Annotated in this window: 19 protein-coding genes; 12 read left to right on the plus strand and 7 right to left on the minus strand. The window is 35.6% G+C overall.

The genetic code is table 11. The features are described 5' to 3' along the window. The first annotated feature begins 177 nt into the window (after positions 1-177). The 11 genes from HNS38_RS09580 (at position 178) to HNS38_RS20210 (ending at position 11,656) form a co-directional block, all read left to right on the plus strand. Positions 178-2,958 carry a TonB-dependent receptor gene (locus HNS38_RS09580; protein WP_172281189.1) on the plus strand — a complete coding sequence of 927 codons (2,781 nt, stop codon included), beginning with the start codon at positions 178-180 and terminating at the stop codon, positions 2,956-2,958. Positions 2,959-2,999: 41 nt separating this feature from the next. Further along, positions 3,000-5,234: a hypothetical protein gene (locus HNS38_RS09585; RefSeq protein WP_172281187.1), complete on the plus strand. Its 2,235-nt coding sequence runs from the start codon at positions 3,000-3,002 to the stop codon at positions 5,232-5,234. A gap of 278 nt (positions 5,235-5,512) precedes the next feature. Continuing rightward, entirely contained in the window at positions 5,513-6,793 is a 1,281-nt protein-coding gene (mtaB, locus tag HNS38_RS09590) for a tRNA (N(6)-L-threonylcarbamoyladenosine(37)-C(2))-methylthiotransferase MtaB (RefSeq protein WP_371823814.1), read from the plus strand. A gap of 175 nt (positions 6,794-6,968) precedes the next feature. After that, on the plus strand, positions 6,969-7,793 hold the full coding sequence (locus HNS38_RS09595) for a hypothetical protein (RefSeq protein ID WP_172281185.1): 825 nt from the start codon (positions 6,969-6,971) through the stop codon (positions 7,791-7,793). An 86-nt stretch (positions 7,794-7,879) separates the two neighbouring features. Next, a complete protein-coding gene (locus HNS38_RS09600) occupies positions 7,880-8,491 on the plus strand; it encodes a rhomboid family intramembrane serine protease (RefSeq protein ID WP_216663682.1) in 612 nt (203 codons plus the stop codon). Between the two features lie 296 nt (positions 8,492-8,787). Next, a complete protein-coding gene (locus HNS38_RS09605) occupies positions 8,788-9,198 on the plus strand; it encodes a DUF134 domain-containing protein (RefSeq protein WP_172281183.1) in 411 nt (136 codons plus the stop codon). Between the two features lie 3 nt (positions 9,199-9,201). Further along, positions 9,202-9,516 (plus strand): NifB/NifX family molybdenum-iron cluster-binding protein, encoded by a 315-nt coding sequence (locus HNS38_RS09610; protein WP_172281181.1) that lies wholly within the window; start codon positions 9,202-9,204, stop codon positions 9,514-9,516. A gap of 20 nt (positions 9,517-9,536) precedes the next feature. Continuing rightward, positions 9,537-9,767, plus strand: a complete 231-nt coding sequence (locus HNS38_RS09615; RefSeq protein ID WP_172281179.1) for a DUF5320 family protein — start codon at positions 9,537-9,539, stop codon at positions 9,765-9,767. A gap of 157 nt (positions 9,768-9,924) precedes the next feature. Further along, the gene (locus HNS38_RS09620) at positions 9,925-10,797 is read left to right on the plus strand and encodes a 4Fe-4S binding protein (RefSeq protein ID WP_172281177.1); all 873 of its coding nucleotides are present in this window, start codon (positions 9,925-9,927) and stop codon (positions 10,795-10,797) included. After that, the gene (locus HNS38_RS20205) at positions 10,790-11,227 is read left to right on the plus strand and encodes a 4Fe-4S binding protein (protein ID WP_216663683.1); all 438 of its coding nucleotides are present in this window, start codon (positions 10,790-10,792) and stop codon (positions 11,225-11,227) included. Before HNS38_RS09620 ends, HNS38_RS20205 begins: the two co-directional genes overlap by 8 nt. A gap of 6 nt (positions 11,228-11,233) precedes the next feature. Beyond that, positions 11,234-11,656: a hypothetical protein gene (locus HNS38_RS20210; protein WP_216663684.1), complete on the plus strand. Its 423-nt coding sequence runs from the start codon at positions 11,234-11,236 to the stop codon at positions 11,654-11,656. Positions 11,657-11,701: 45 nt separating this feature from the next. Here the strand turns inward: HNS38_RS20210 and HNS38_RS09630 are convergent, their stop codons facing one another. The 3 genes from HNS38_RS09630 to HNS38_RS09640 form a co-directional block, all read right to left on the minus strand. Then, complete coding sequence (locus HNS38_RS09630; protein WP_172346351.1) at positions 11,702-14,311, minus strand: M6 family metalloprotease domain-containing protein; 2,610 nt, start codon at positions 14,309-14,311, stop codon at positions 11,702-11,704. A gap of 99 nt (positions 14,312-14,410) precedes the next feature. After that, the gene (locus tag HNS38_RS09635) at positions 14,411-14,932 is read right to left on the minus strand and encodes a GNAT family N-acetyltransferase (protein WP_172346352.1); all 522 of its coding nucleotides are present in this window, start codon (positions 14,930-14,932) and stop codon (positions 14,411-14,413) included. 11 nt (positions 14,933-14,943) lie between these two features. Next, positions 14,944-15,207 carry a TfoX/Sxy family DNA transformation protein gene (locus HNS38_RS09640; protein WP_172346353.1) on the minus strand — a complete coding sequence of 88 codons (264 nt, stop codon included), beginning with the start codon at positions 15,205-15,207 and terminating at the stop codon, positions 14,944-14,946. A 131-nt stretch (positions 15,208-15,338) separates the two neighbouring features. On the opposite strand from HNS38_RS09640, the gene HNS38_RS09645 reads away from it, so the two are divergent. Then, positions 15,339-15,800, plus strand: a complete 462-nt coding sequence (locus HNS38_RS09645; RefSeq protein ID WP_172346354.1) for a DUF2780 domain-containing protein — start codon at positions 15,339-15,341, stop codon at positions 15,798-15,800. A 534-nt stretch (positions 15,801-16,334) separates the two neighbouring features. Here HNS38_RS09645 and HNS38_RS09650 read toward each other — a convergent pair. From HNS38_RS09650 to HNS38_RS09665, 4 genes are all read right to left on the minus strand, one after another. After that, a complete protein-coding gene (locus HNS38_RS09650) occupies positions 16,335-17,087 on the minus strand; it encodes a hypothetical protein (protein ID WP_172346355.1) in 753 nt (250 codons plus the stop codon). A 1,091-nt stretch (positions 17,088-18,178) separates the two neighbouring features. Next, a complete protein-coding gene (locus tag HNS38_RS09655) occupies positions 18,179-18,391 on the minus strand; it encodes a hypothetical protein (protein ID WP_172346356.1) in 213 nt (70 codons plus the stop codon). A gap of 13 nt (positions 18,392-18,404) precedes the next feature. After that, positions 18,405-20,726: a T9SS type A sorting domain-containing protein gene (locus HNS38_RS09660; RefSeq protein WP_172346357.1), complete on the minus strand. Its 2,322-nt coding sequence runs from the start codon at positions 20,724-20,726 to the stop codon at positions 18,405-18,407. A 52-nt stretch (positions 20,727-20,778) separates the two neighbouring features. Next, on the minus strand, positions 20,779-24,606 hold the full coding sequence (locus HNS38_RS09665; RefSeq protein WP_172346358.1) for an alpha-amylase family glycosyl hydrolase: 3,828 nt from the start codon (positions 24,604-24,606) through the stop codon (positions 20,779-20,781). Positions 24,607-24,619 lie beyond the last annotated feature (13 nt).

The following is a 24,619-nucleotide window of genomic DNA, read 5'->3' on the forward strand; positions in this document are numbered from 1 at the left end:
GAACTTAATTCTCAACAAATACTCAAGTTATCCACTCACAATCAATTACTTAAATTTATTTTTTCTTGCTTATTTCAATTAACAATAACTTAAATAGAGAAAACTAAAGTCCCTAAATCAGATCAATACATTTGCATCAGAAAAAAATTAAACAAGAATAAATTAAACAATTACCCAATGATTAAAAATCTTTTTAGCCTGCTATTACTTTTGTCTTTTAGCATTTCTTCATTTGCAGGTACCATAAAAGGAGTTGTTTCAGATAAAAATACTAATGAACTTTTAGTTGGAGTTACCATTATCGTTTCACAAGCTAGCGACTCAAGTAGAAGTATGTTAACAGGAACCTCAACAGACCTTGATGGCAATTATGCAATCAATTTAGAGGCTGGCCATTATAGACTCACCTATTCTTATGTTGCTTATGAAAGTACTGAATTTGTATTTGAGATTTCTGATGGACAAGTAATAGAACATAGTATTGGTATAATAGAATCTGGTTTTATGCTAGAAAGTGTAGAAGTGATTGCCAAAGTGAGCCGTGAGTCTGAAAACATCCTTTTAATGGATCAGAAAAAAGCTTCTGTTTCCATAGAATCCATAGGTGCCAAACAATTAACAAGCCAAGGGGTGAGTGACGCAGCCAGTGGGGTAACTAAAGTATCTGGTATTAGTCAACAAAGTGGTTCATATACTATTAATGTGCGTGGTTTAGGTGATAGATATAATTCTACTACCATGAATAACCTTCCACTTCCTAGCAACCACGCAGAATACAAAAACATCAACTTAGAATTATTTTCCACCGATATTATTTCAAATATTGGTGTAGAGAAAGTATTTACTTCTAAAATATTTGGTGATGTTGCAGGTGCCAATATCAATATTGTATCGAAGCAACAAAACGAAGACCCCTATCTTAAGTTTTCTTTTGGTTCATCGTATAACTCAAACCTTTCGAACACATCCAACTTTTATCTACAAGATGGACCCAACAAATGGGGTTTTAGTGATTTCGATCCTCCAGCAGGAGAAAATGTTCCTGAAAGCTATGATGCATTTGAAAACAATTGGAACCCAGTTACAGAATCCTCTCAACCTAATTTAAAAGGTTCTATTACGGGTGGCAAAAGCTTTGATTTAAAAAATGAGGCTTCTATTAATTTATTTGCAACGGCCTCTTTCGATAACGAATATGGATACTCCACAGAAATTCAAAATAGAGTAAATGGTAGTGATGATTATAGAATGGCATTAGAAGGAGAAAAGTTTTGGTATAATACTCAAACAACGGGGATGCTAAACTTGAATTATAATTCTGATAAAAATAAGATCTTCTTTAATTCACTCGTCCTCAATTCCTCCACTCAAGATTTAAATCATTTAGAAGGAAAAATTATTGATATCGCAGATAATCCTGAGACAGAATCTGCTTATGTAAGACGAAGCAATTATGAAAGAAACCTCATCTTCGTAAATCAATTACTTGGAAATCATAAAATTGCGGATAGCTATGAAATAGATTGGGGAATGGCATATAATAATATCACCAATACGCTTCCAGACAGAAGACATAATATTTTTGTACTAGACAAAAGCACCGGTATCTATACCCCTTCAACCAATGACCAAGCCAATAATCACCGTTATTTCCATAAGCTCAATGAAGATGAAATGGCTTTAAATTTTGAGGTTTCAAAAGGATTTTGGAAACAAGAAGCTGAAGATTATGAATACAAACTAAAGTTTAGTCTGGGTTATAATGGAAGATTCAAAGAACGTGAATTCAATTCCTACCAATACAACCATAAAATAAACAAGAATAATTATAACGATCCTATTGACCCTTGGAATGTGGATGACTATTTTAATGATGAGAACTACCAAGCAGGTTACTTTTCTTTAAAAACCTTTTATAGTACCCTTAACCTTCCTGTGACTTATACTGGTACTCAAAGAATTAATTCAGGAATTGTTTATGCAGAATATAATGCCAATAGTAAATTGCTATTTGTATTTGGACTGAGAGCCGAAAATGTATATCAATCAGTGGATTATCAAACCACCTTAAAAACAGGAGAGAATTCCTTTGACAAAATGTATTATCTCCCAAGTTTATCCATGAGGTATAAACTCCATGAGAAATCAAATATCCGTTTTGCAGCCAGTAAAACCTATACCTTACCTCAGTTTAAAGAGCGCGCTCCGATCCAATTCGAAGGAATTACCTATTCTAGCATTGGTAATGATTATTTATATCCTTCTACCAATTATAATGCAGATTTAAAATGGGAATTATTTCCAAAGACAGGTGAGTTAATATCAGTTACAGCATTTGGAAAATATATTAAAGACCCTATCAATCACTTTGTGATGTCCTCTGCATCTAATGACTTCACTTATGCCAACACTGGTGACTGGGCCTATGTTTATGGATTAGAGTTGGACTATAGAAAAACACTATTTCAGGTTAACCATGCTTCATCTAGCCAAAAAATATCAGCAGGGCTCAACTTATCATTTATGAAAACGGAGCAAGAACTCAATAATGAAAAAATAAGTGAAGAGACCGATGGAAAGTATATTTCTTCTTTTGTTACGGATAGAGAAGAATTACAAGGTGCTGCACCACTTTTAGGAAATGCTAGTCTGAGTTACCAAAGAGATTGGAATGATGCCAATAATAGCTTAACAGCCACATTGGTTTATGCATATACCTCTGACAGACTTTACCTACTTGGTTACGCTGGTGAAATTGGAAATCAGATTGACGAAGCTTATCATGACTTAGATTTTATTCTAAAAACAAGATTCAACAAACTTGAGATTAGCGCACATTTAAAAAACATATTAAACCCTAATCTAACACGAATCCAACGCAATAAATCCGCAGACCATATTGTATTACAATACCAAGAAGGTGTTGAATATGGTATTAGCATTAGTTACAAATTATAAGAAACAAACAATATTAAAAACAAATTTAAATCCTTTAAACAATGAAAAAATTATTGTATTTATTAATGGCAGCCGCAGTATTATTTACTACAAGCTGTACAAAAGATGACAACAACGAAACCGTTACACCAAGCCCTACTGAAGCGGAACTAATTGGTGAAATGACTGAAGACTTAACCTTAGATGCTTCAATAAGCTATAAATTAGTTGGAGCTTTAACCATGACAGAAGGAACTAAACTTACTATTCCTGCAGGAACTGTAATTGAAGCCACTGAAGTGAGTGCTAGCAATCCTAATGTAAGATATATTGCCATAGCTCGTGGAGCAGAAATTGATGTACAAGGAACAGCTGATGCTCCTGTAGTGATGACTTCTACAACTAAAGAAACTGAAGCTTGGGGAGGTTTAGTGATCTGTGGTGCTGCTCCTCAAAACAAAGCCGGTTCCACTGGTGGAGAATCTACTTCTGAAGTAGGTGATCTTCCTTATGGTGGTACTGATGCTAATGATAATTCTGGTAGTATTACCTATTTAAGAGTAGAGTATACTGGTTATAAATACACCAATGAAAAAGAATTTAATGGTGTTTCTTTCTTCGGCGTAGGTGCTGGAACCACTGTAGATTATTTAGTTTCCTATATGGGAGGCGATGATGGATTCGAATTCTTCGGAGGTACAGTTAATCCTACTCACCTTGTATCTGTAGGTTCTGGTGATGACGGAATTGACTTTGCTGATGGTTTTAGCGGTACTGGTGAATATTGGTTTGTATACAACTCTGCAAAATCTGGTATTGAAGGTTCTAATAATGGTGATAATGGTGCCTCTGATGTTCCCATGACAAATGCCACATTAAAAAACTTCACAGTATATGAAATGGGAGAAAAGCCATGGTTCCTTAAAGAAGGTGCAGGAATGCAAAATATGGACAATGTGGTTATTGGTGGTTTAGCTGATGATAAAAAACAAGCTTATTTCTATACAAGTAGCGATGATGCAGATGCTGCAGCTAGAATTGCTGCTGGAGATATCGTTATCAATAATGTTGCCTTTGTAAACATGGGCTTAAACAATACCGCAAAAGCTGTTGATGGTTTAACATTTGTTGAGAATGCTGATGCAACTGGTGCTGGAAACGGTGTGAATCGTCCAAATTGGGTTTCTGATGCCTTAAATACTGTGGATGAAAACACCCTAGTTATTCCTGAAAACATTGATGGTGGAACAATCGAAAACCTTCCTACTGGTGAACAAACTGCTGACTTAACACTAGATGCTGATGTTTTTTATAAATTAAATGGTGCTCTAGTGATGACAGAAGGAACTAAATTAACGATTCCTGCTGGAACTGTGATTGAAGCGACTCCTGTATCAACTGAAAATCCAAATGTAAGATATATCGCCATTGCACGTGGTGCTCAAATCGACCTTCAAGGTTCTGCTGATGCCCCTGTTGTCATGACTGCTACTAACAGAGAATCTGAAGAATGGGGTGGTTTAGTAATTTGTGGTGCTGCTCCTCAAAACAAAGCAGGTTCTGCTGGTGGAGAATCTACTTCAGAAGTAGGCGACCTTCCTTATGGTGGTTCTGATGCCAACGACAACTCAGGTATCATCAAATACCTTAGAATAGAATACACTGGTTATAAATACACCAACGAAAAAGAGTTCAATGGTGTTTCTTTCTTCGGCGTTGGAGCAGGTACCACAGTAGAATATGTTTCTTCTTATGATGGTGGTGACGATGGAATGGAATTCTTCGGGGGAACAGTTAACCCTAAATACTTAGTATCCATAAATAGTGGTGATGATGGTATTGATTTCGCTGATGGTTTTAGTGGAACTGGTGAGTATTGGTATGTAAAAGACGCTGTCAAGTCTTCTATTGAAGGTTCTAATAATGGTGATAATGGTGCTTCTGATGTTCCTATGACAAACGCCACACTTAAAAACTTAACTCTTATAGGTTCTGGTGAAAAACCTTGGTACCTAAAAGAGGGTGCTGGAATGCAAAACATAGATAATGTAGTGATTGGTGGATTAACAAATCCTGATAAAGCTCCATATTTCTATGCTTCAAGTGATGATACAGATGCTGCTGCAAGAATAGCCGCTGGTGATATCTTGGTTACTAATGTTTTATTTTATGAAATTGGTGATGTAGAAAAAGCTGTTGAAGGTTTAACAGTTACTGAAAACGCAAGTGCGACTGGTGCAGGTAATGGTGCTGAAGCTCCTGACTGGGCAGCTGGTTGGGCCATGCCTACTAAATAATACTCAAGATAATATAGTTTCAATTTAAACTATGTTTAATTTTTTTTAGAAGCCTTCTCTTTTGAGTTGGCTTCTTTTTTTTAAATGCACTTATCTATCTTTCTGGAATTATAGCATAATTGATATAGATCGATTGTTATCTGAATACATTTTAGTTTTCGAACATCTAAACAATGAACATTTCAACCCTCTTAAATTTTACATAGCATTAACAAATGCAATATTCGCTCAATTGCTTGCAAATTGTATCTTTGCGCACTTAAAATGGAGATATAGAAGTGGAGAATAAAAGAGTAGCATTTCAAACCTATGGTTGCAAGTTAAATTTTGCAGAAACTTCAACCATTAGCAAATCGTTTATTGACAAAGGTTACGAGGTGGTTGACTTTAAAGAGGAGGCCGATGTATATGTCATTAATAGCTGTACAGTAACTGATAATGCAGAGAAGAGATGTAAGGAAGCTGTTCGTCGGGCTAAGAGGTTAAATCCAAAATCGAAAGTTGCCATAGTCGGTTGTTATTCTCAACTTCGCACTAAGGAATTAGAAGCATTCGAAAATGTAGACTTCATTCTGGGTAATAAAGAGAAGTTCAAGCTTATCAACCATGTTGAAAATTTTGATGGAAACTGCTTTAGTAGCAACGAAGCCATCTTAAAAGATAAAGATTTTAGCCCAGCTTATAGCATTGATGACAGAACTCGAACCTTTTTGAAAGTTCAGGATGGTTGTGATTATTATTGTACTTTTTGTGCCATTCCATTTGCCAGAGGAAGAAGCAGGAGCGATACTGTTGAAAACACAGTAAAACAAGCTATGGAAGTAGTTGCTCAAGGGCAGAAAGAAATCATCTTGACTGGAGTTAACATTGGAACTTTTGGAAAAGGTAGAGATGAGAAATTCTATGATCTACTTATTGCTTTAGAAAAAGTGGAAGGCTTAGAAAGGATTAGAATCAGCTCCATTGAACCCAACCTTCTCACCAGCGAAATCATAGACCATGTAGCTCAGTCTAAAAAGATTCTTCCTCACTTTCACATTCCTTTGCAAAGTGGTTCTGACGAAATGCTGGCTTTAATGAAAAGAAAGTATAAGAGAGAAGTATTTGAAAATAGAGTAAAAAGTATCAAAGAGAAAATGCCATTGGCTTGTATTGCTGCTGATGTGATTATTGGATTCCCTGGCGAAACTGAGGAGCACTTTATGGATACCTACCAATTTATTGAGGAGCTTCCTCTATCCTATCTACATGTGTTTACTTATAGCGACCGCCCCGAGGCAAAAGCATCTCAAATGGAGGCCAAAGTAAAACCAGCCGACAAGAAAGATAGAAGCAAGAGACTTCATGCCCTTGGTGAGCAAAAGAAAAGAGATTTCTATAGAATCAATGCCGATACCGAACATATCGTATTATGGGAAGGTGCACATAGAAATGGAAAAATGAATGGTCTAACAGAAAATTACGTTCCTATTTCTGCTCCTTTCGATGAAAGCAAAATTAATACCCTTGAAACCGTCAAGCTTGAAAAAGTGAATACCGAAGGCGAGTGGGTCGTATAGAACTTGATGCTGGAGGACCTATGTGGGTGGTAAAAAAGAGGCCTGAGGTATGAAGCTTGGAGTAGGAAGTGTGAAGTGTGAAGTGTAAAATACTTCATAAGATTCGTTTTACTAAAGATTAATGAAGAAATAAAACAAAAACATATATTTGTACATCAAACAAAAACCTAATACTATGGTCAGCAAAACCAATTCAATTTTACTTTGGATATTCGCAGTTATTTTTACTGTTTCAACTGCTATCTACCAACGATTAACAGGCCCTACTCATCCTAAAAGAGTAACCATCTCTATGAAAGGTGAATCTTATTCCTTTAAGCTCCTCCGCTCTCATGGAGGTGAAAGTGATGCTGAAATCAAATTGGATTTCCCTGAGAATGTGAAAGGCGTGGTTGAATATAAAAGATTTAAAATGGATGAGGATTGGACTTCCGTTCCTATGCTAAGAGATGGAGAATCTGGAATTGCAAAACTTCCACAGCAGCCTCCAGCTGGTAAACTAGAATATCTGGTTAAGCTTATTGATGGGAATGATGAATACATCATTAACGAAGAACCTGTTGTGATCAGGTTTAAAGGAGAAGTGGCTTCATATATTTTAATCCCTCATATCTTCTTTATGTTTATGGCCATGCTATTTAGCCTTAGAACTGGATTAGAAGCTTTTTTTAAAGGTGACAGAACTAGAAAATACGCTAGAAACACCCTAATTTCATTAACAGTTGGCGGACTTATCCTAGGGCCGATTGTACAATGGATGGCCTTTGGAGATTTTTGGACAGGGTGGCCTTATGGTGGAGACTGGACAGATAACAAAACCATCTTTGGCTGGGGATTCTGGTTTATTGCCTATTTAATCTTATTAAAACGACCTGCCAACAGATTATTCCCAATTATTGCATTTATGGTATTATTTGCCATGTATATGATTCCTCACAGTATGGGCGGTAGCGAATTTGATTACGAAAAAGGGAAAGTAGAAACTGGAACAAGAAAATAAAAATTGATGTAAAATGTGGATAATTGATAATTGATTTGCAATACTCAAGAATCAATTATTTGCAATGCATTATAGAACTCTGAAAAATGATCATCAATTACGCTATTATTGCCGTAACGGTATTAGTTTCTATGTTAGCTTGGAACCGACCTGAGCTTTTTGCAAAACTAAAATTCAATCCCTATATTATTAAAAACAATAAGGAATATTGGAGACTAGGAAGCTATGGTTTAATACATGCAGATTGGATGCATTTAGGTATTAATATGTTTGTTCTCTGGTCATTTGGCTCCATTGTGGTTCAATATTTTCAAGTAGTTTTTCCTGGGAAAGCCATCTTTTTTTACCTGGTTCTGTATATAGGAGGATTGTTGGTGGCTAATGCATCCTCCTTTGGTAAACATAAAGACAATCCATATTATAATGCAGTTGGTGCCAGTGGTGCAGTATCTGCTATTTTATTTTCTTCCATTCTTTTCAACCCCATGGGTAAAATATATTTATTTCTGATTCCTATAGGTATTCCAGCAATTGTATTCGGAGTTTTATATTTGGTTTACTCTATTTATATGGATAAAAAAGCCCAAGATAATGTGGGGCATGATGCCCATTTCTGGGGCGGGGTATTTGGTTTCGTTTTCACTATCGCCTTAAAACCTGATTTAATTCAGCATTTCTTTTATGAAATCTTTGGGTAAAAAAAATCATATTTAATGCCTTTAGCCAAAAAAGACCTTCATTGGCTATTGACATCAGCCAATGAACCGACAAATTGTAGACCCTACATTTCAAAACCCATTTATTGCTAAGTATTCTTTATCTTATCCTCTAAACCATTTTACTTATTAATTCAGGTACTTCAATTCCTTTTATTTCCGAATAATTAATATATTTGAGTGTTCCTATTTTTTCTACAGCTGTCTTTAGAAAAAATAGATGACTCAAATGTTTATAATGAGATTATTCTCATTATATTTGCAAAAGAAATTATCATATGCCAAGACGAAGAAGACTAAGAAAAGTTGTTGCTCCACCTAGTTTCAGAGGCTATAAACCTTATGGAAATAAGAAATCGAGCAAAATCCCAGTTGAACTATATTACGAGGAATATGAAGCTATTAAACTAGCTGATTATGATTCTTTAAGTCAATTGGAGGCTTCAAAGATAATGGGAGTATCACGTCCTACTTTTGCAAGGATTTATGCATCAGCAAGACAAAAAATAGCTATTGCCCTTACTGAAACAAGAGAAATCATCACAGTCTATGGCCATGCTGTTTTAGATAAAGACTGGTATCAATGCAAAAAATGCCATTCCAAGTTCTCCTTACCACCTCAAGCAGATCAGTTTCATTGCCCTCTATGTCAATCAGAGAATTTCCAATCCATTAACCCAGAAAAATAAAAGATGAAGACAGTAATTACAGCAAAAGAAAATCAGGAGGAATCAACATTTGATTTAAGATTTGGAAGAGGCGCTTATTTTTGCTTATTCGACTCAGAAACTATGCAAATAGAGTTTCACAAGAATGAATTTGCGGAGGCTCAAGGTGGTGCTGGAACTAAAGCCGCAGAAAAAATGATAGCCTTAGGAGCACAAAAGGTTATTTCTGGTGACTTTGGACCAAAAGCAAAAGAGTTATTAGAGAAGTTTAAAATTCAAATGGTCATTTTTGAAAATGATGAAATCACCATTGCAGAAATTATAAAGTTAATTTCATAATTCATTTAAAAACAAACATTATGCCTGGTTTTAACAGACAAGGGCCACCATTTGGTGATGGTAACCAAAGTGGTAAAAGAATGGGAAAATGCAATCCCAAAGATAGAAAGCCTAAAACTTCAGATGAAGATTGGGAACTTGAAAATGAAAAAATATCCAAGGTATTTGGAAAAAGAAACGGATTAGGCCGTGGAAAAGGTCAAAAAAAGCATCATCGCTTCCGCTACGATGACGCTTCTGCAGAAGACTAATTACATTATTTTGATTTCGAAACTTAACAAAAAGTCACTACTAACATAAGAAAAGTAAAAATCAATAAACACCATAAGATATTGTTGAAATAAAGACTTAGACTTTTAGTAGAAACCTTGTGAAAGCTTCATATTAGAATAGCTAATACAACATATTATGCCTTTTAAAATAGCTGTGGCCAGCGGAAAAGGAGGAACGGGAAAAACGAGTATCTCGGTTCAGCTTTTTCACGCTCTTGGTAGAGTACACCCTAGTTTTTTAGTAGATTGCGATGTAGAAGAACCCAATGATGGTTTGTTTTTTCCAGATGCAAAAATCATAAGTACTGAGATCATCAATCAGCAAGTTGCCAATATCAACTCGGAAAATTGTACTTATTGCCAGAAATGTATTGAATATTGTGAATTTAATGCGATTACTGTTATTCCACCAGTTGAATACACTAAAATAGATCCCAGCCTTTGTCATTCTTGTGGAGCTTGTCTCTATGTCTGTCAAGACCAAGCTATTTTTGAAACTGACTCTGAATTAGGTAAAATGAAAACCTATCACATAGAAGCCCAAAACTATCTTATAGAAGGGCTATTAAAAATTGGGTCACCCATGCAAACTAGCTTAATCAGAAGCCTAAAAAAGCTGACTCCTCAAAATTCTTCTATCATTATATATGATGCTCCTCCTGGAACCAGCTGTCCGGTGGTAGAAACCATAAGTGAATCCGACTATATAGTTTTGGTAACAGAACCCACTCCTTTTGGTTTACACGATTTAAAACTAACGGTGGAATTGGTAAAAGAGTTGGATATTCCTTTTGGTATCATCGTTAATAAAGCAGGCCTTGGATTTGATAAAACCCATCAATATATCAAGGAAAAAAACATAGAACTATTAGCGGAAATACCCTTCTCAAAAACCTTTGCATCACAGTATTCAAAAGGAGAACTGCTAAAGAAAGGTTCACATGAATTCGAAGACATTCTCTCTAATTTGAGCATTAAACTCATCAACAAAATGAATCAACATGACTGAAATCACCATACTTAGCGGCAAAGGAGGCACTGGAAAGACCAGCGTTACAGCAGCTTTGGCTTCATTAGCTCAAAACACAGTATTTTGTGATTGTGATGTAGATGCTTCCGATTTACATTTGATTCTGAATCCCAATATTATTAATAAAGAAATATTTGAAGGAGCCTGGCTAGCAGAAATCAATACTGAAATCTGTAGTAATTGTGGATTATGTAAAGAATATTGTCGCTTCGATGCTATTCATATTAATGAAGAAAATCATTATCAAGTCAATCCATTTCAATGCGAAGGATGTAGATTATGTGAAAGAGTATGTCCAAGTAATGCCATCAAGTCGAGCCGAAGCATCAATAATTTTTGGTGTATTTCTGAAACTAGATTTGGCAATATGGTTCATGCGCATATGGGTGCAGGAGAGGAAAATTCATGAAAACTTGTGACGCAAGTTAGAAAACAAGCCAAAGAATTAGCAAAAAAGCACAAAAATAACATCATCCTCAATGATGGCCCTCCAGGAATCGGCTGCCCTGTAATTTCATCACTTTCAGCAACACATCTTGTTCTTCTCGTCATAGAACCTAGTAATTCTGGCATCCATGACATTAAAAGACTAATCTCACTTGTTAGAGATTTTAAGATTCCTATGAAAGCTATCATTAATAAATATGATATCAATATAGAAAAATCGAAGGAGCTAAAGGAGTATTTAACCCAAGAGAACATAGAATTAATGGCGCAAATAAAGTTTGACGAGCAATTTACAGAAGCCATGGTTCAGGAACAAAGCATTATAGAATTTGCCCCCGAATCGGAAACCTCTATAAAGCTAATAGAAGTTTGGAAAAAATTGATAGCATAAAAAAAGCCAGCATAGAGCTGGCTTTTCTATATTATTTATCTCCACTTATTCTTTTACAAACTTACGAGTCGTTTTTCCATCGAGTTTAATGATATAAACTCCAGAATTCCATTTTGAGATATCTAGATCTACAGAATTATCTTTAATAGAATCGTTTAATTCCCATATAAGTCTACCATAAATATCAAATACTTGCAAGCTGTGAATATTAGAGATATTTTCTAGCCTTATTTGATGATTTGCTGGGTTTGGCGAAATCACCATTTCATCTTCAATCAAATTCTCTTCCAATCCAACATTGGGAGCAATAACAATATTATCTAGATATAAATTATTTCCTAACTGACTGTAGGTCTCAAACATCACTCGTACACTCTCAAAACCCAAGTAGGCATTTAAATTTAAGGTTAAGCATTCGGCTCCATAGCCATGACCACACCAATCATCGGATAATGCAGGAATAAACTCCTCCTCTATTCTTGGGGCGGTGGAAAAGCTTCCTGTTCCATCATCACCACCTTCAAAGATTCTTTCCCAAGAAGCTCCACAGTCTACTGAAACATAAACAATCAAAGAATCGGAAAAGTTCTGCATATATTTGGCATAAGCATATTCAAATTGTAAATCCATATTTGAATAAGAAGTAAAATCAAAGGGAGGAGTCACCAAACCATCTCTATCACCTACGGTATAGTTTTTTCTAATTTGCATTCCGGCAGCCAAGGCACTTCCGTTACCATTAACAGGCATGGTTTTCCAGCCTATTTGTCCATCAGGATTTAAAACATAAAAGGATTTTGAATTTAAATTGCCCTCCTCAAATTGCGCCATAAAAGGCAATTCTGCGCTGGTAAATTGAATATAATCGTTTTTAGTCACATCAGAATTTCCATATTCATTATCTATACTCAAAGACACGGAGTAATTCTGCTCGCTATTAAAAACCACTTTAGGACTTGAAGAATTAGCATCTGTGCCGTCCATAAAAGCAACATCATCAGGTGTAAAATTCCATTGATAATCCTCAGGTAATCCAGCAGATTTATCACTAAAGGTTACGACCTGATTTGGACAGATAATGGTAGCATCCGCTTCAAAATTAGCTAAGGGTTCACCTGGCATATTCACAAAAAAGCTGATGGTTTCCCCTGCAGAAGATACCTCGGTGATTTCAATTCCTCCGAAATCATTATTAGTTAAAAATAGTCTAGGATCGGTTTCATTGGTTAAAGCAGTTCTATCGGTTTCAAGGCTTAAATGAGCTTGACCAGTAGATCCATTTACTGTTGGTGTTCCCCCTTTTCTATATAGATATACTTCATCTGGAGGGCCACTTGCATTTCCTTGTCCTTCCATGCTACCATCAATACGATAAACCAGCAGTCCACTTCCTGGAAGCTGAGATTCAAAGGTTCCTTCTTTTTTTCTATACTCCAATACAAAGTATTGCCAATTGTGATTTGGGGAGGCTATTTTAAAAACATTATTCTCAGCTTGATCTAAAGAGTTTAAAGTATAATATCCAGATTCAGTGATTTCTGGAATCTCATCAATCCAACCGCCATAAATATGTTTCATATACGCACCCATAGATTGTGGAGGGTTTTGATTTTGCTCCATCACATCCCAGCGACCTACTGGGGTAAAGTTATCTTGGTTATAATGATACAAATCAGGGGCACCAAGGGAATGATACATTTCATGACAAAGAACACCTACTCCACTGGCATTAAGACTAGACTCCAACTGGAAATTAAAATCCCAAACTTGTTTTCCATTGATATAAGCATCTTCGCCATATAATGACCAACGGTGAGGCCATAATAAATCAGCCCAAGCTCCTGGTCCACCCTTTACAATAAAACAAACATTGTCCACTCTATTATCATTATTATAATCCAAATCTAAATCTTCTGGCACTTCATCAGCAATATATTCTACTGCATTCTTCAATAACAGAAACTCTCTTTCTGACCTTTGACCATCTGAATAACCTTCTGGATTGTTTACAGCATGATAGGGCTCATAATAATTTCTATTGTGCTCGTCCACATAACTAATTACCATATTATCTTCTGGAATAGGATATGCAGTTGATGTTAAAAACAAGCTGCCATAGCTCACCATCTGAAAATAATTGAACATACTATTATAGTCTTCTTCATTATTATTGAACATACTCAAATATAGAGAAGTGTCAATATTGAAATCACTTTGATCTGCAAATCTGATATAAACCACCAGATTATTCAAATTTCCTTCGGCATCAGCTATCGATTTTGTTATACCAGCCTTTTGCTCCATTTCTTTGGTTTGAGCAAGAAAAGATAATCTAATTTTCTCCATTTTACTAGAGGGAATATTGATTCCAGGATATAATCCCACCTGGCTAGGCTCCACTTGTCCAACTCTAAAACTACTGGCTACCAATTCATCACCTTGTAAAATGGCATAGGCTAAATAACCCTCCTCATTCAATAAAAGGGTATAACCTTGTTCATCGTGTATCCAGTTATAAAATTCATCGCCTGTGGCAAAAGCAGTGATTGTAGTTCCGTCGGCTTGGTTAATAGTTACTGGAACTTTATTTAGCCAAGCAGCCCATAATGGCATGATGATAATACTTAGCAGAAATAATGATAATACTCGTTTCATAGTATAATGATTAATTGATGTGTGTTGAAAGGCAAATATATTAGAAATAATGAAACCTTGAGGTATAATTATTTACCTAAGATTGATAAGGAAATAGACCTATAAATTGGGGTTTATTATTGCATACCGATGTTCATCTATGATTTTACCATTTTTAAAAATAGCTTTCTCAAAAATAGCTTCTTTATGGTAGCCACATTTTTCTAATACACGCATAGAAGCTTTATTATGATCGTAGATGCCAGTGTCAATTCTAATGAGGTTTAAGATACTGAAGCCATAATCAGTAATTAATGTTACTGCTCTAGTTGTCAAACCCATTCCCCAATAGGATTCACCAATGAAATAGCCAATTTCAGCTGATTTTCTATAAACATCTTGCCCTTGATGCAAACCAATGTTTCCAATATAATGCCCCTCAAATTCGATGGCAAAAATACTTGGAGGAATCCTTTTTTGTGCATTTTTTATAAACATTGCGGCATCCTCTTTGGTATAAGGATGAGGAAAACCATCGCGGAGATTACTAGCTATTTTAGCATTATTAGCTATAGCAGTAATGATAGCAACATCCTCTTCCCTAAATTCCCTAAGTGTGACTATTCCATCAGATAATTCCATTATTTATGATATTAACTCTTATTCAAGGTTTGAAAAAATAACTTTAAATCTTTCTTTCTCTCTCTGGGTAAATCATGCCAACGAATATTTTGTATAGCCCCTTCAATAGCATACAACATATTAATACATACCCCTTCACTATCAATTGTTGCTATTTTTATGATTGCATTTTCACTGCCTAAAGCTATTAAATCTCCAGCTGTATTCACTTCTACATGATGGAGCTTTTGAGCTAATATTTTAGCAATATTTGGGAGCTTTATTAATGAATCCATGTGTTTATAATTTGTGTAAAGTTATGATTTTTCATAAAACGATTAGATTTCTATTTGCAAGATTTTAACTATTCTAAAAGCCTTATTTGCAGTATATTTGCAACTCTAAAATTAACAAAAACTAAAAACAAATGAAAAAAGGAATTTTACTAAGCTTATTATTTGTATCTATTTTTACCATGGGCAGTTTTGCACAATTTGATTTAGCTTCAAAGACAAAAGACGCTGGAAACCTAGTAGAAAATATCATGTCGGAGACTGGTGTTAACAAGGAACAAGCCATGGGTGGTGCAGGTGCATTATTCGAAATGGCAGAAGGAAAAATGAATGCTGGTGACTTTAAAGACCTTGCTAATGCCGTACCAGATATGCAAGGATATTTAGATGCTGTACCATCTTTGAGTGGTGGAAATACTAGTTTATTGAGTTCAGCTGCCACAACACTTACCGGCATGCCTAAGGTTCAAGCACAATTTGAGAAATTAGGAATAGGCGCCGACAAAGTAGCTTTGTTTACTCCAGTTATTGTAAATTATGTGGAGAAAAAAGGTGGTAAATTATTAGGTGGTAAATTATTGAATGCTTTGAAATAGTATTCTATTGAAAATATGATTCAGGATTTTGTCCTGTTTAAAAAAGCGAAATTCTAATGGAATTTCGCTTTTTATTGTGGGCTGTGATTTGCTTTCCTTAGATCTATTGTTAAATAGAACGGTTCTCTGTACCTAAAGTTTATTATTAGTATCCCAATTTTATAAAAAGAGCGGCACTTTGTTCCTTGGAAATAGGTAAATACTGATGGCTAATCAAAATGTATCTTAAGTTCCTTTCAATCTTAAAGCCACATTAATAATGTATCGGTATTTACAAAAGGTAAACCAAAATGGTTAAAGGCTCAAATGTCTTACATATACTATCATTTCTAGGCTTAAATCAAAGTGTATCCCCTACGGGGAAGAAAAAAAACATGTGCTAAGTTTTATACAAAGCCTTAACCGCTACGCGGTAAACCGATAGATTTAAATCCATATTAGTATTAAATATAGTAAAATATGAAATGGTGTTAAAAATAAAAAGCCCCTCCAAAATTGGAAGGGCTCATCAACAGTATTTCAATTTCAATCATTCTAATTTATCATTTTCACTCTCACTAAAGTAAAGCCAATAATTAGCATTCCACCAATAATCAAGGCCCAATTATTAAGAGGGACACTTGGAGAAGCATCTTCTCCATAAATAGCAAATGAAGAATTATAAGCTGAATAAATAGGCCAAACAGTACTTCCAGCTCCCCATGTTGGTGGATAAGTACCACCTGTCAAACCATCTGGGTCTTGAACATGCAATTCGTTTCCAATTTGTGTTCCATCAGCAAATCCCCAAAAAAGTTGTCCATATAAACCAAAAGCCATATTTGGCATCACACTAATCCAATAATCACCCGCAGGCAAATACATTGGGCTATTTAAAGTGATTGAATATAATCCTGCACTTTCTGTAAAAGATAAATTATCTGCTACAGCAAAAGGCACTGCAGCTGGAAGTCCGCCATCATTTTCATATATTTCAATAATAAAAGTCACATCCGGAAAAGATGGAACGGCTATAGATGGTGTAGCTAAAATCTCGACCCGCGAAACATCCCATCCAGGTCCTGATGGAACTGTAAAGTCATCAGCTGCTTGCAAACGACTGTCTCCAAAATCAGGAAATTGCTGCGAGGCAACTGCAGTTACCCAAGGAGCTAATTGATCATAGAGTGCAACTTCTTTTGTGTTGTTTACAAACACTGATCCATCTCCTAAAACTGATGTTTTAATCTGAGCTGATACCATAGCTGCCAAAGTAAAAGATAAAAGTAATAAAGTAAATTTTCTCATATAAATAGGTTTTTGTTAAAGTAAATTAGTTGTAATTTTTATAAGTGTAAAAATATGAGTTTAGAAAATAGACAGACAGTTAAACTAATGTTATAATTTTTAATTATCAAAGCATTAGCGTCCTAAATAATTATTAAAGATTCCTCACTACGCATCGGAATGACGACTATTTTAGCAAACCCCTTCCTTCTCTCTGATGTATTCTAATGTGCTGTCATTTTGAATGTAATGCAATGAAGTGAAGAATCTTTCTTTATATGAAACTTGTTTAGTACAACATTGTAATTAAAGCACTAGTGGTTTTAATGGCTCATGTAAATTTTTATGGGGAGAATCAGAATTTAGAGTTCGGATTTAGGAATAGTAAATATGAATTGATGTTTCGCTTCATTAGGCATAATATCGAGTGTAGATTTAAATTATAGCCGTTTCAATATCGTATTACAACTGGGATTAAACCTATCCAATAGTAGATTTTGACACCCTTTTAAGAAAATAATACTGGATCATACTTTTTTGTGGAAAAAAGTAAGCAAAAAGCCATACTGACGACTACCTGTCAGTAAGGAAACAGAAACTTCCCAAACAATTGCCTACCCGCCTCTTCTAGAATATTGATTTTTCTAGCAAAGTAGAAAACTAATGACCTGTTGACTGTACATATTTATCAGAACCAAAGCAGTCGGTTTTATTTCAATCACCTCCAATATCATTATTTTAAAAGCTAAAGCACTGACGCTTCGGTCAGCACAAGCCCTTGGCTGAACCGAAGTAAGACTAAATAGCCATTTAGTCTTGCGAAGCTCCATCTGGCAAATAAAACAAACTAGCAACAGATAAAAAATCTAACATTCTATAATTCACCGATTACACTTCGTCGTGTTTGGGAAAAGCCACCCCGCCTAATTTCTAAGTTTATTAATGCTTAATAGCATTGTAACTATGAAAAGGCTAAAAACCATTGCTTCCCATAATTTTTAATGTAACTTGTTTTGTTCAACATTTTTATCAAAGCATTAGTGGTTTTGTTTTTTCACAAAAAAAGCCCCTCCAAAATTGGAAGGGCTTGTATCATATTATATATGTATTTTCTATTCTTCATTATTCTTCATGCGGAAACCACCATAAGCAGCACCAAGGGCTACCATAATGCCAATTCCTGCACCAATGGGAGCACCACCACCTGGAGGAGCGTCACCGTCAGTACCATGACCACCGGGCATACCTGGAGGGTCGGCGAAGAGGCCTAAAGAAATTAAACTGAAACTGAATATCATTAAAGTTTTTATTGCTAATTTTTTCATGTTTAGTTCTCCCTTATTTGATGATTACTTTATTAGACTTCACAAATTCGCTATTCTGAACACGAACTACATAAATGCCTGATGGCAAAGATAATGCTTTTTTATAATTCTCGTCCAACACAATTTGCTCACTCACTAATTGCTTCCCTTGAATATCGAAGACCTCTAGTTGTGCTGGTCCAGACTCCCCTAAAATATATAGGTTTTGACCTGAGATATAAGCTTGGAGATTGTCTTTGGCTAGTTCGTTTATTCCTGTGGCCTTATTAAAATAAAGTAGGAACCTATCTTCATTATCTTCTTCACTTGCAACAAAAGTATATGATTGCTCACCGATAAGCTCAATTTGCTGATTTGAGAATTTATCTTCTAAATAAACTTTAGAATTAGCCGCTAATTCATTCTCTGCTACACTAATGGTATAAGTACCAGCTGCAGGAACTTTAATATGTAATGGAATCTTTTTTTCATTTCCATCATTAGCTAAATAATTAACTGAAAACTGCTCCCCTGATTCATTCTGCATAAAAAACTGAGGCACATTTGCCAAGCTAAATAATTTATGAGAATCAAATTCAATATCATAAGCTTCACTAGAATTTTCATCAAAACCTACCATAAATAAATCTTTTGATTCCATTTCAGAACCTACCAATTGTAGTTTTATGGTATTAGAATTCTCATCAGTATCTTTATACCAATTGGTAAAATCATGAACTCTAGCATCTTTAGGTATGGTTATGGAGTTTGTAGCATTTGTAGTTTGTACAAAGAAACCTTGCATGGCTGGAATGATATCTCCTAAAGCATTAACTGCAACATATGCTTTAGAAGCCTCATCATAAACTTGAGGAACACTAATATTTGATATACCCCATGTTCCAGCTCCCCAATCTAAAGCACTAGTAAAAGGATTACCTAATAAATGCCAATTATCATCAATACCTCCGGCAGAATAAGCTAAATCTATAGATTCTATATCGCTATTTACAATAGTACCAGAAAATGTCTTAGTAGCAGAAGTTTTATAGGCACATAAATATCCTATTCCTTCATCAAAGGTTGCGAAACCTGTTCCATGATAATTAAACCATGTACCTGAAGCTTCATCCCATTTATATAGATCATCGTTTCCACTTCCAGGTTCAAAAACCGACCCTGATATAACATAACCATCAATAGGCGATGATAATAAATGCCATCCTTCGTCAGAAACATCATTATGACCTACCACATCTAAAGAAGCAGAAAAATATCCACTCCCTGAAATTCCTCCGTCTACAATCAAAGAACCTGTTGGTGGTGCCAAGCGTGAAGACTTACTAGAAATAGATAAAAGTTCAACAATTCCATTATTGGTTAAACTTCCATTAGTTTTAATAGAACCTCCTGAAGCAACACTAAAAGTTTTTCCTGATTCAACAGTCATATTTGAAACAGTAACATCTCCTTCTAATGTAATATTGTCTTGAATAGTAACTGCTTCACCACTAACGGGAACAACTCCTGCATCCCATGATGAAGTAGAACTCCAAGTAGTTGCTCCAGCTTTTGTTGTATAGGAACTTTCGACAGTATATGAATAGTTCGAACCTCCACTATTTCCCACATTTAAAGAAATTAAATCATGATTAGAAGCATCTACAGCTGAAACAGTAGTAGAATATGCATAATATTTAATAGTTGTTCCACCAACATTATCTGCTCCTGGAATAGTTGCAGTTGCTGCATTCCACGTACTTCCTGCTCCAGAAGCTTCAACTACCTTTGAAGTTGAAAAATCATCATCACTATATCGAACAAAAACCTTTTCTTGCGCAGACTTATTACCGGCTAAAGTAATTGTTATCACAACATCCTGACTTGGCCATACAGTAGAAGGAGTACTTACAGCTGTGGAAGCTGTTGCATGAAATGATTGAGGAGTATTATCAGTTTCCATGATTATAGCATTTCTATCAGAATAATCTAATCCCTCAATATTACATGTATAAAACTTCCCGATAACAGGTGCAGTATTAATTGTTGATGTTTTAGTTAATCCATCACCTCCATGAAATGTTAAAACAAAAGGCACATCTAATGTAATGTCCTCATTAAACCATTCATTATAAAGAAAATCCCAATCAATATGGAAAGTATTGTCTATTGATTCAGCCTCAACCGTGCGACTTTCGATCCCATTCACAGGTGAATTAATAATGAATTCACCGGAATTGGGTCCGGAAGTAAAGTTAGTAGTCCAATAATAACCAGATGGTTGAGCTAATACCTTACCCCCTGCAAATAAAACAAATGTGGTAAACAAAACTCCTAAAAGTAAAACACGTTTCATATATTAAATTTTAAATGTTAATCAATTCAATCCCCAAATATAGGGAAAATATTTATTTCTTAATTAATTTCTGGCTAAAAAAGCTCACATCATTCTTAAAATAAAGGAGGTAGATACCTGCGGGCCATTTTTTCAAATTGATGCTTTCCATGCTATTCAAATTTGATTTTTCCAAAAGCAATTGTCCTTCTAAGGAATAGATTTGTAATTGGAAACCATCTGCATTTTCTATAATAAAATTCTCGCTTGTAGGGTTTGGATAAACTAAGATTTGAGTCTCTTCTAATTCGGCTAAAGCATCTGCATTTATTAGATAAATGGTTTCTACTTTATTGGACTCCCCAATATTGATATTTCCACTGGCTTTCTGACTTCCAGATATTACCTCATAGCTATAATTCTGATTGGAGGAGGGCAAGAAATAAGCTTCTCCCTGTGCATTGGTTGTGGTTGTTCCAAATCCTTGTAGAGAAACAGAAGCTTGAGCAATTGGAGTTGAATCCTCTTCTCTGAGTACCTTCATGGTTAAGGAAACATAGGGTTTTCCTAGGTTTTGGTCGGTGAACAAGTAAAACTCACCTGCTTCTAAGTCCATACTATAGCCTCCGCTCACTTCTATGCTTTCACCAGTAAAGTAATTATACCAAGTGCCATCGTGATGGAATCCTGGAGTGGCATTTTGTGTAGTCACATCCATATTAAAACCAGCACATATATTTAGTGTAGAATGAGTCAACCAAGCTCTTTTGACCATTCCATTTAAGTCTTTACCAAATTCCCCATACATAAAAGCTTCTTGAGAGGTTTTGAGCTTGGCCATGGCGGCATAGCTCTGATAAACTTCTTGTCGATCTATCTCATTGAAATATTCCCATTCTATGGGTTTTTGGCTGGTTCTACAGTCTTCACTCACACTACCATCAGGACAATGGTTGATACTATAATCGTAGCCCAACTCTCCAAATTGCCAAATCATCTTTGGCCCAGGAACCATATAGTATAACATGGCCATCCCCTGCTGACGATTTAAGGCTGTGGATAAATCCTTCACTGAATAATCGCCATATTCGTTTCCATAGGTGAGGTTTTCATACATCAAGCGCTCCTCATCGTGGCTTTCCATAAATGGTATTAAATTGGGATAAGTGAAGCCACGGTCAGAATAATAGGCCCAGTCGTAATTGGAGCTAGACTCCCAGCCCATGCTCACTTGTTTAAACTCCGATGTCATCACTCCCCAAAGCAACATACCCGAATTGGCTAATTCCTTTTGCTCGTCATTATCCGAAAGATGCTCTAATATCACATAGGTATCAGGATCAACAGATTTAATGAAATTATAATAATCGGTCAGCCTGTAGATTCTGCCTCCATCGTATTGGTTCCAAGAAGCCACATCGTCACCGGTATAGTTCTGGGTGAATCCTTTGGAAAGGTCGAAACGGAAACCATCTATTTTATATTCTTCCATCCAGAATTGCAAAGAGCGTTTTACAAAATCTTGGGTATGATAGCTTTCATGATTGAAATCGTAGCCGGGACTATAAGGATGCGTAGGGCTTTGGTTATAATAAGCATTATTGGTAGCTGGCATATTATTAGCGCCATCCCAATACATCAATACCAAAGGCGACTGACCAAAACTATGATTATAAACCACATCGAGAATGACGGCAATACCTCTTTGGTGGCATGCATCTATAAAGGCTTTATAATCATTTTTAGTTCCGTATGCTTTATCAGGAGCAAAATAGAAAGCTGGATTATAGCCCCAACTGTCATTACCTTCAAACTCTTGTACTGGCATCAACTCAATAGCTGTTACCCCTAAATTCTTTAAATAATCGAGAGAATCCATAACCGAAGCGATCCTCTGATCTCCTACAAAATCTCTAATTAATAATTCATAGATGATTAAATTAGATTGGGTTTCGTTGATAGCCACTGGTGTGAAGTTTTCAATATTCCAGTCATAAGCTTCTTGGCCAGTTTCTAAAACACTTACCATTCCTGTGGTTTTTCCTGCAGGATAAGCTTTTAAATTAGGATAAGTAGTTTCTGGAATATATTTATCGTTCCATGGGTCTAGAATCTTTTCGCAATAGGCATCGGCCAAAGTGAGTTCCCCATCGATATAATATTGATAAGCATATTCTTCACCTGCTGTTAATCCATCTATGGTTATCCAATAATAATCACCATTGACATTGCGTTTCATATAAGCTTGCTCATTGATATTCCAGTTATTGAAATCACCAATCACAAAGGCAAAATCTTTAGCTTTAGAAGGATCGTGTAATACTAAAGTGACTGATTGTTCATCCAAATAATTAATACCCGCTTTCATACCTGCTGGTAATTCTTCAATCACTTGATTTCCTCTCAGAAATATCATTACAGAATCTAAAACTTCTTCTTTTCCTGTACTTGCTTTTGCAATTAACCAATGGGAACCACTGCTTAAATTGGCAGTATTTAAACCAAATACGATGGACTCATCAGCAGTGGTATTCATTAAACTGTCCCCTAAAAATAATTCAATGTGTTGAGATTGAATGGCCGATACACAAACAGGTACTAAAGTATTCGGACTAACTAATGGGGAATTGGAAGAAGGGTAAGTGATTTTCACATTCAACTCATCCTTATAAATAGTCACAAAAAGATCCTGATTATCTGCTGTTTTTCCTTCTAGATAATTATCTCCAACAGGTTCATCACTTCTGAATACGAGTGCTAGTTCTAGAATATCCTCACCTTGAGGAACTTCATAATAAGCTCTTGCATTAGAAATACTCAATTCGTAAAGGTCAGCATCTAAACGAGTTAATCTAGTTTCGGGTGTATTTTCACCCCAAGCAGTTTTCACATATTTCCAATCGCTTTGGCTGGTACTTAAATTGGTAATAACTCCAGTATGGACATAAATATCTCCTTCATAGCCAGCCAATCCAGCATTTCCCAATTCTGCATTAAAGGTAATCAGCAATGAAGTTTCAGTCATAGGGAAAGCAGGGTCAGTACCAATCAAGCTTAAAGAAGAACCACAGCTTAATTCTTCACCCACTTCATAAGAATAATGATTTCCGCTATTATTATCAAAGTGAATGGTCATTAAATCTCTATTGGTATTTGGATTAGTAGAAATAGTGGAGAAGATATCATACTCCACTTCCACGCCATCTTCAAAAGAAGGAATCTCGGCCAATAGCTGAGTACCAGAAGGCGTCATTTCAATATAATCTGAGCTTGTCCAGCCATTGCTAGAATATTGAATATAGAATTTTTCTTCAGTAGAAGGCGCATCACTCAAATCAACAAAAACACTCACCACATCAGAAGAATTAGGCAACATAGGTGATTGAGCCACATTAAGAATAGAAACGGGCATTGCACTTAACTCCATAAAAATGACAGAGGTATTTTCGTAACCCGTATTTTTATAGTTCATCACATAGGATTTCCCATTGTTTAAGGAAATAGATGAATTTTCACCAACGCCATTATAAACGAATTCTTGAATGGTATTTAACTCCACAGTCACATCAGACCATTGGTTTTGCCAAATATTATCAATTGGACCGCTGGTAAATTTAAATTCATGATCGCCAGGCAGAATATCACCACCATTATCACTAACAGAGAATATGGTTTGATAAATGGGTGTTTCTAATTCTAAAAGTTGAACGAGACCACCAGAAGTTTGAGAAGATCCCGCCAAGACTAAATTTTGAGGAGGGTTATTCCAATCATCCCAAGAACCAGGCATATTAAGACCTTCGGGAGCATAAATCTGTGCTTTTAATGCCGTTGAGCCACAAAATGCCATGAAAAAAGCTGCCATGGCCAATGGTAGTATGATTTTTTTAATCGATTTCATTTTTTTGATTTTG

Source organism: Lentimicrobium sp. L6 (genome assembly GCF_013166655.1).
Classification (GTDB): domain Bacteria; phylum Bacteroidota; class Bacteroidia; order Bacteroidales; family UBA12170; genus UBA12170.

Coding starts and splice junctions, on each gene's coding strand:
- HNS38_RS09580 (WP_172281189.1), top strand. CDS start 178: ATGATTAAAAATCTTTTTAGCCTGCTATTACTTTTGTCTTTTAGCATT.
- HNS38_RS09585 (WP_172281187.1), top strand. CDS start 3,000: ATGAAAAAATTATTGTATTTATTAATGGCAGCCGCAGTATTATTTACT.
- HNS38_RS09595 (WP_172281185.1), top strand. CDS start 6,969: ATGGTCAGCAAAACCAATTCAATTTTACTTTGGATATTCGCAGTTATT.
- HNS38_RS09600 (WP_216663682.1), top strand. CDS start 7,880: ATGATCATCAATTACGCTATTATTGCCGTAACGGTATTAGTTTCTATG.
- HNS38_RS09605 (WP_172281183.1), top strand. CDS start 8,788: ATGCCAAGACGAAGAAGACTAAGAAAAGTTGTTGCTCCACCTAGTTTC.
- HNS38_RS09610 (WP_172281181.1), top strand. CDS start 9,202: ATGAAGACAGTAATTACAGCAAAAGAAAATCAGGAGGAATCAACATTT.
- HNS38_RS09615 (WP_172281179.1), top strand. CDS start 9,537: ATGCCTGGTTTTAACAGACAAGGGCCACCATTTGGTGATGGTAACCAA.
- HNS38_RS09620 (WP_172281177.1), top strand. CDS start 9,925: ATGCCTTTTAAAATAGCTGTGGCCAGCGGAAAAGGAGGAACGGGAAAA.
- HNS38_RS20205 (WP_216663683.1), top strand. CDS start 10,790: ATGACTGAAATCACCATACTTAGCGGCAAAGGAGGCACTGGAAAGACC.
- HNS38_RS09630 (WP_172346351.1), bottom strand. CDS start 14,311: ATGAAACGAGTATTATCATTATTTCTGCTAAGTATTATCATCATGCCA.
- HNS38_RS09635 (WP_172346352.1), bottom strand. CDS start 14,932: ATGGAATTATCTGATGGAATAGTCACACTTAGGGAATTTAGGGAAGAG.
- HNS38_RS09640 (WP_172346353.1), bottom strand. CDS start 15,207: ATGGATTCATTAATAAAGCTCCCAAATATTGCTAAAATATTAGCTCAA.
- HNS38_RS09645 (WP_172346354.1), top strand. CDS start 15,339: ATGAAAAAAGGAATTTTACTAAGCTTATTATTTGTATCTATTTTTACC.
- HNS38_RS09650 (WP_172346355.1), bottom strand. CDS start 17,087: ATGAGAAAATTTACTTTATTACTTTTATCTTTTACTTTGGCAGCTATG.
- HNS38_RS09655 (WP_172346356.1), bottom strand. CDS start 18,391: ATGAAAAAATTAGCAATAAAAACTTTAATGATATTCAGTTTCAGTTTA.
- HNS38_RS09660 (WP_172346357.1), bottom strand. CDS start 20,726: ATGAAACGTGTTTTACTTTTAGGAGTTTTGTTTACCACATTTGTTTTA.
- HNS38_RS09665 (WP_172346358.1), bottom strand. CDS start 24,606: ATGAAATCGATTAAAAAAATCATACTACCATTGGCCATGGCAGCTTTT.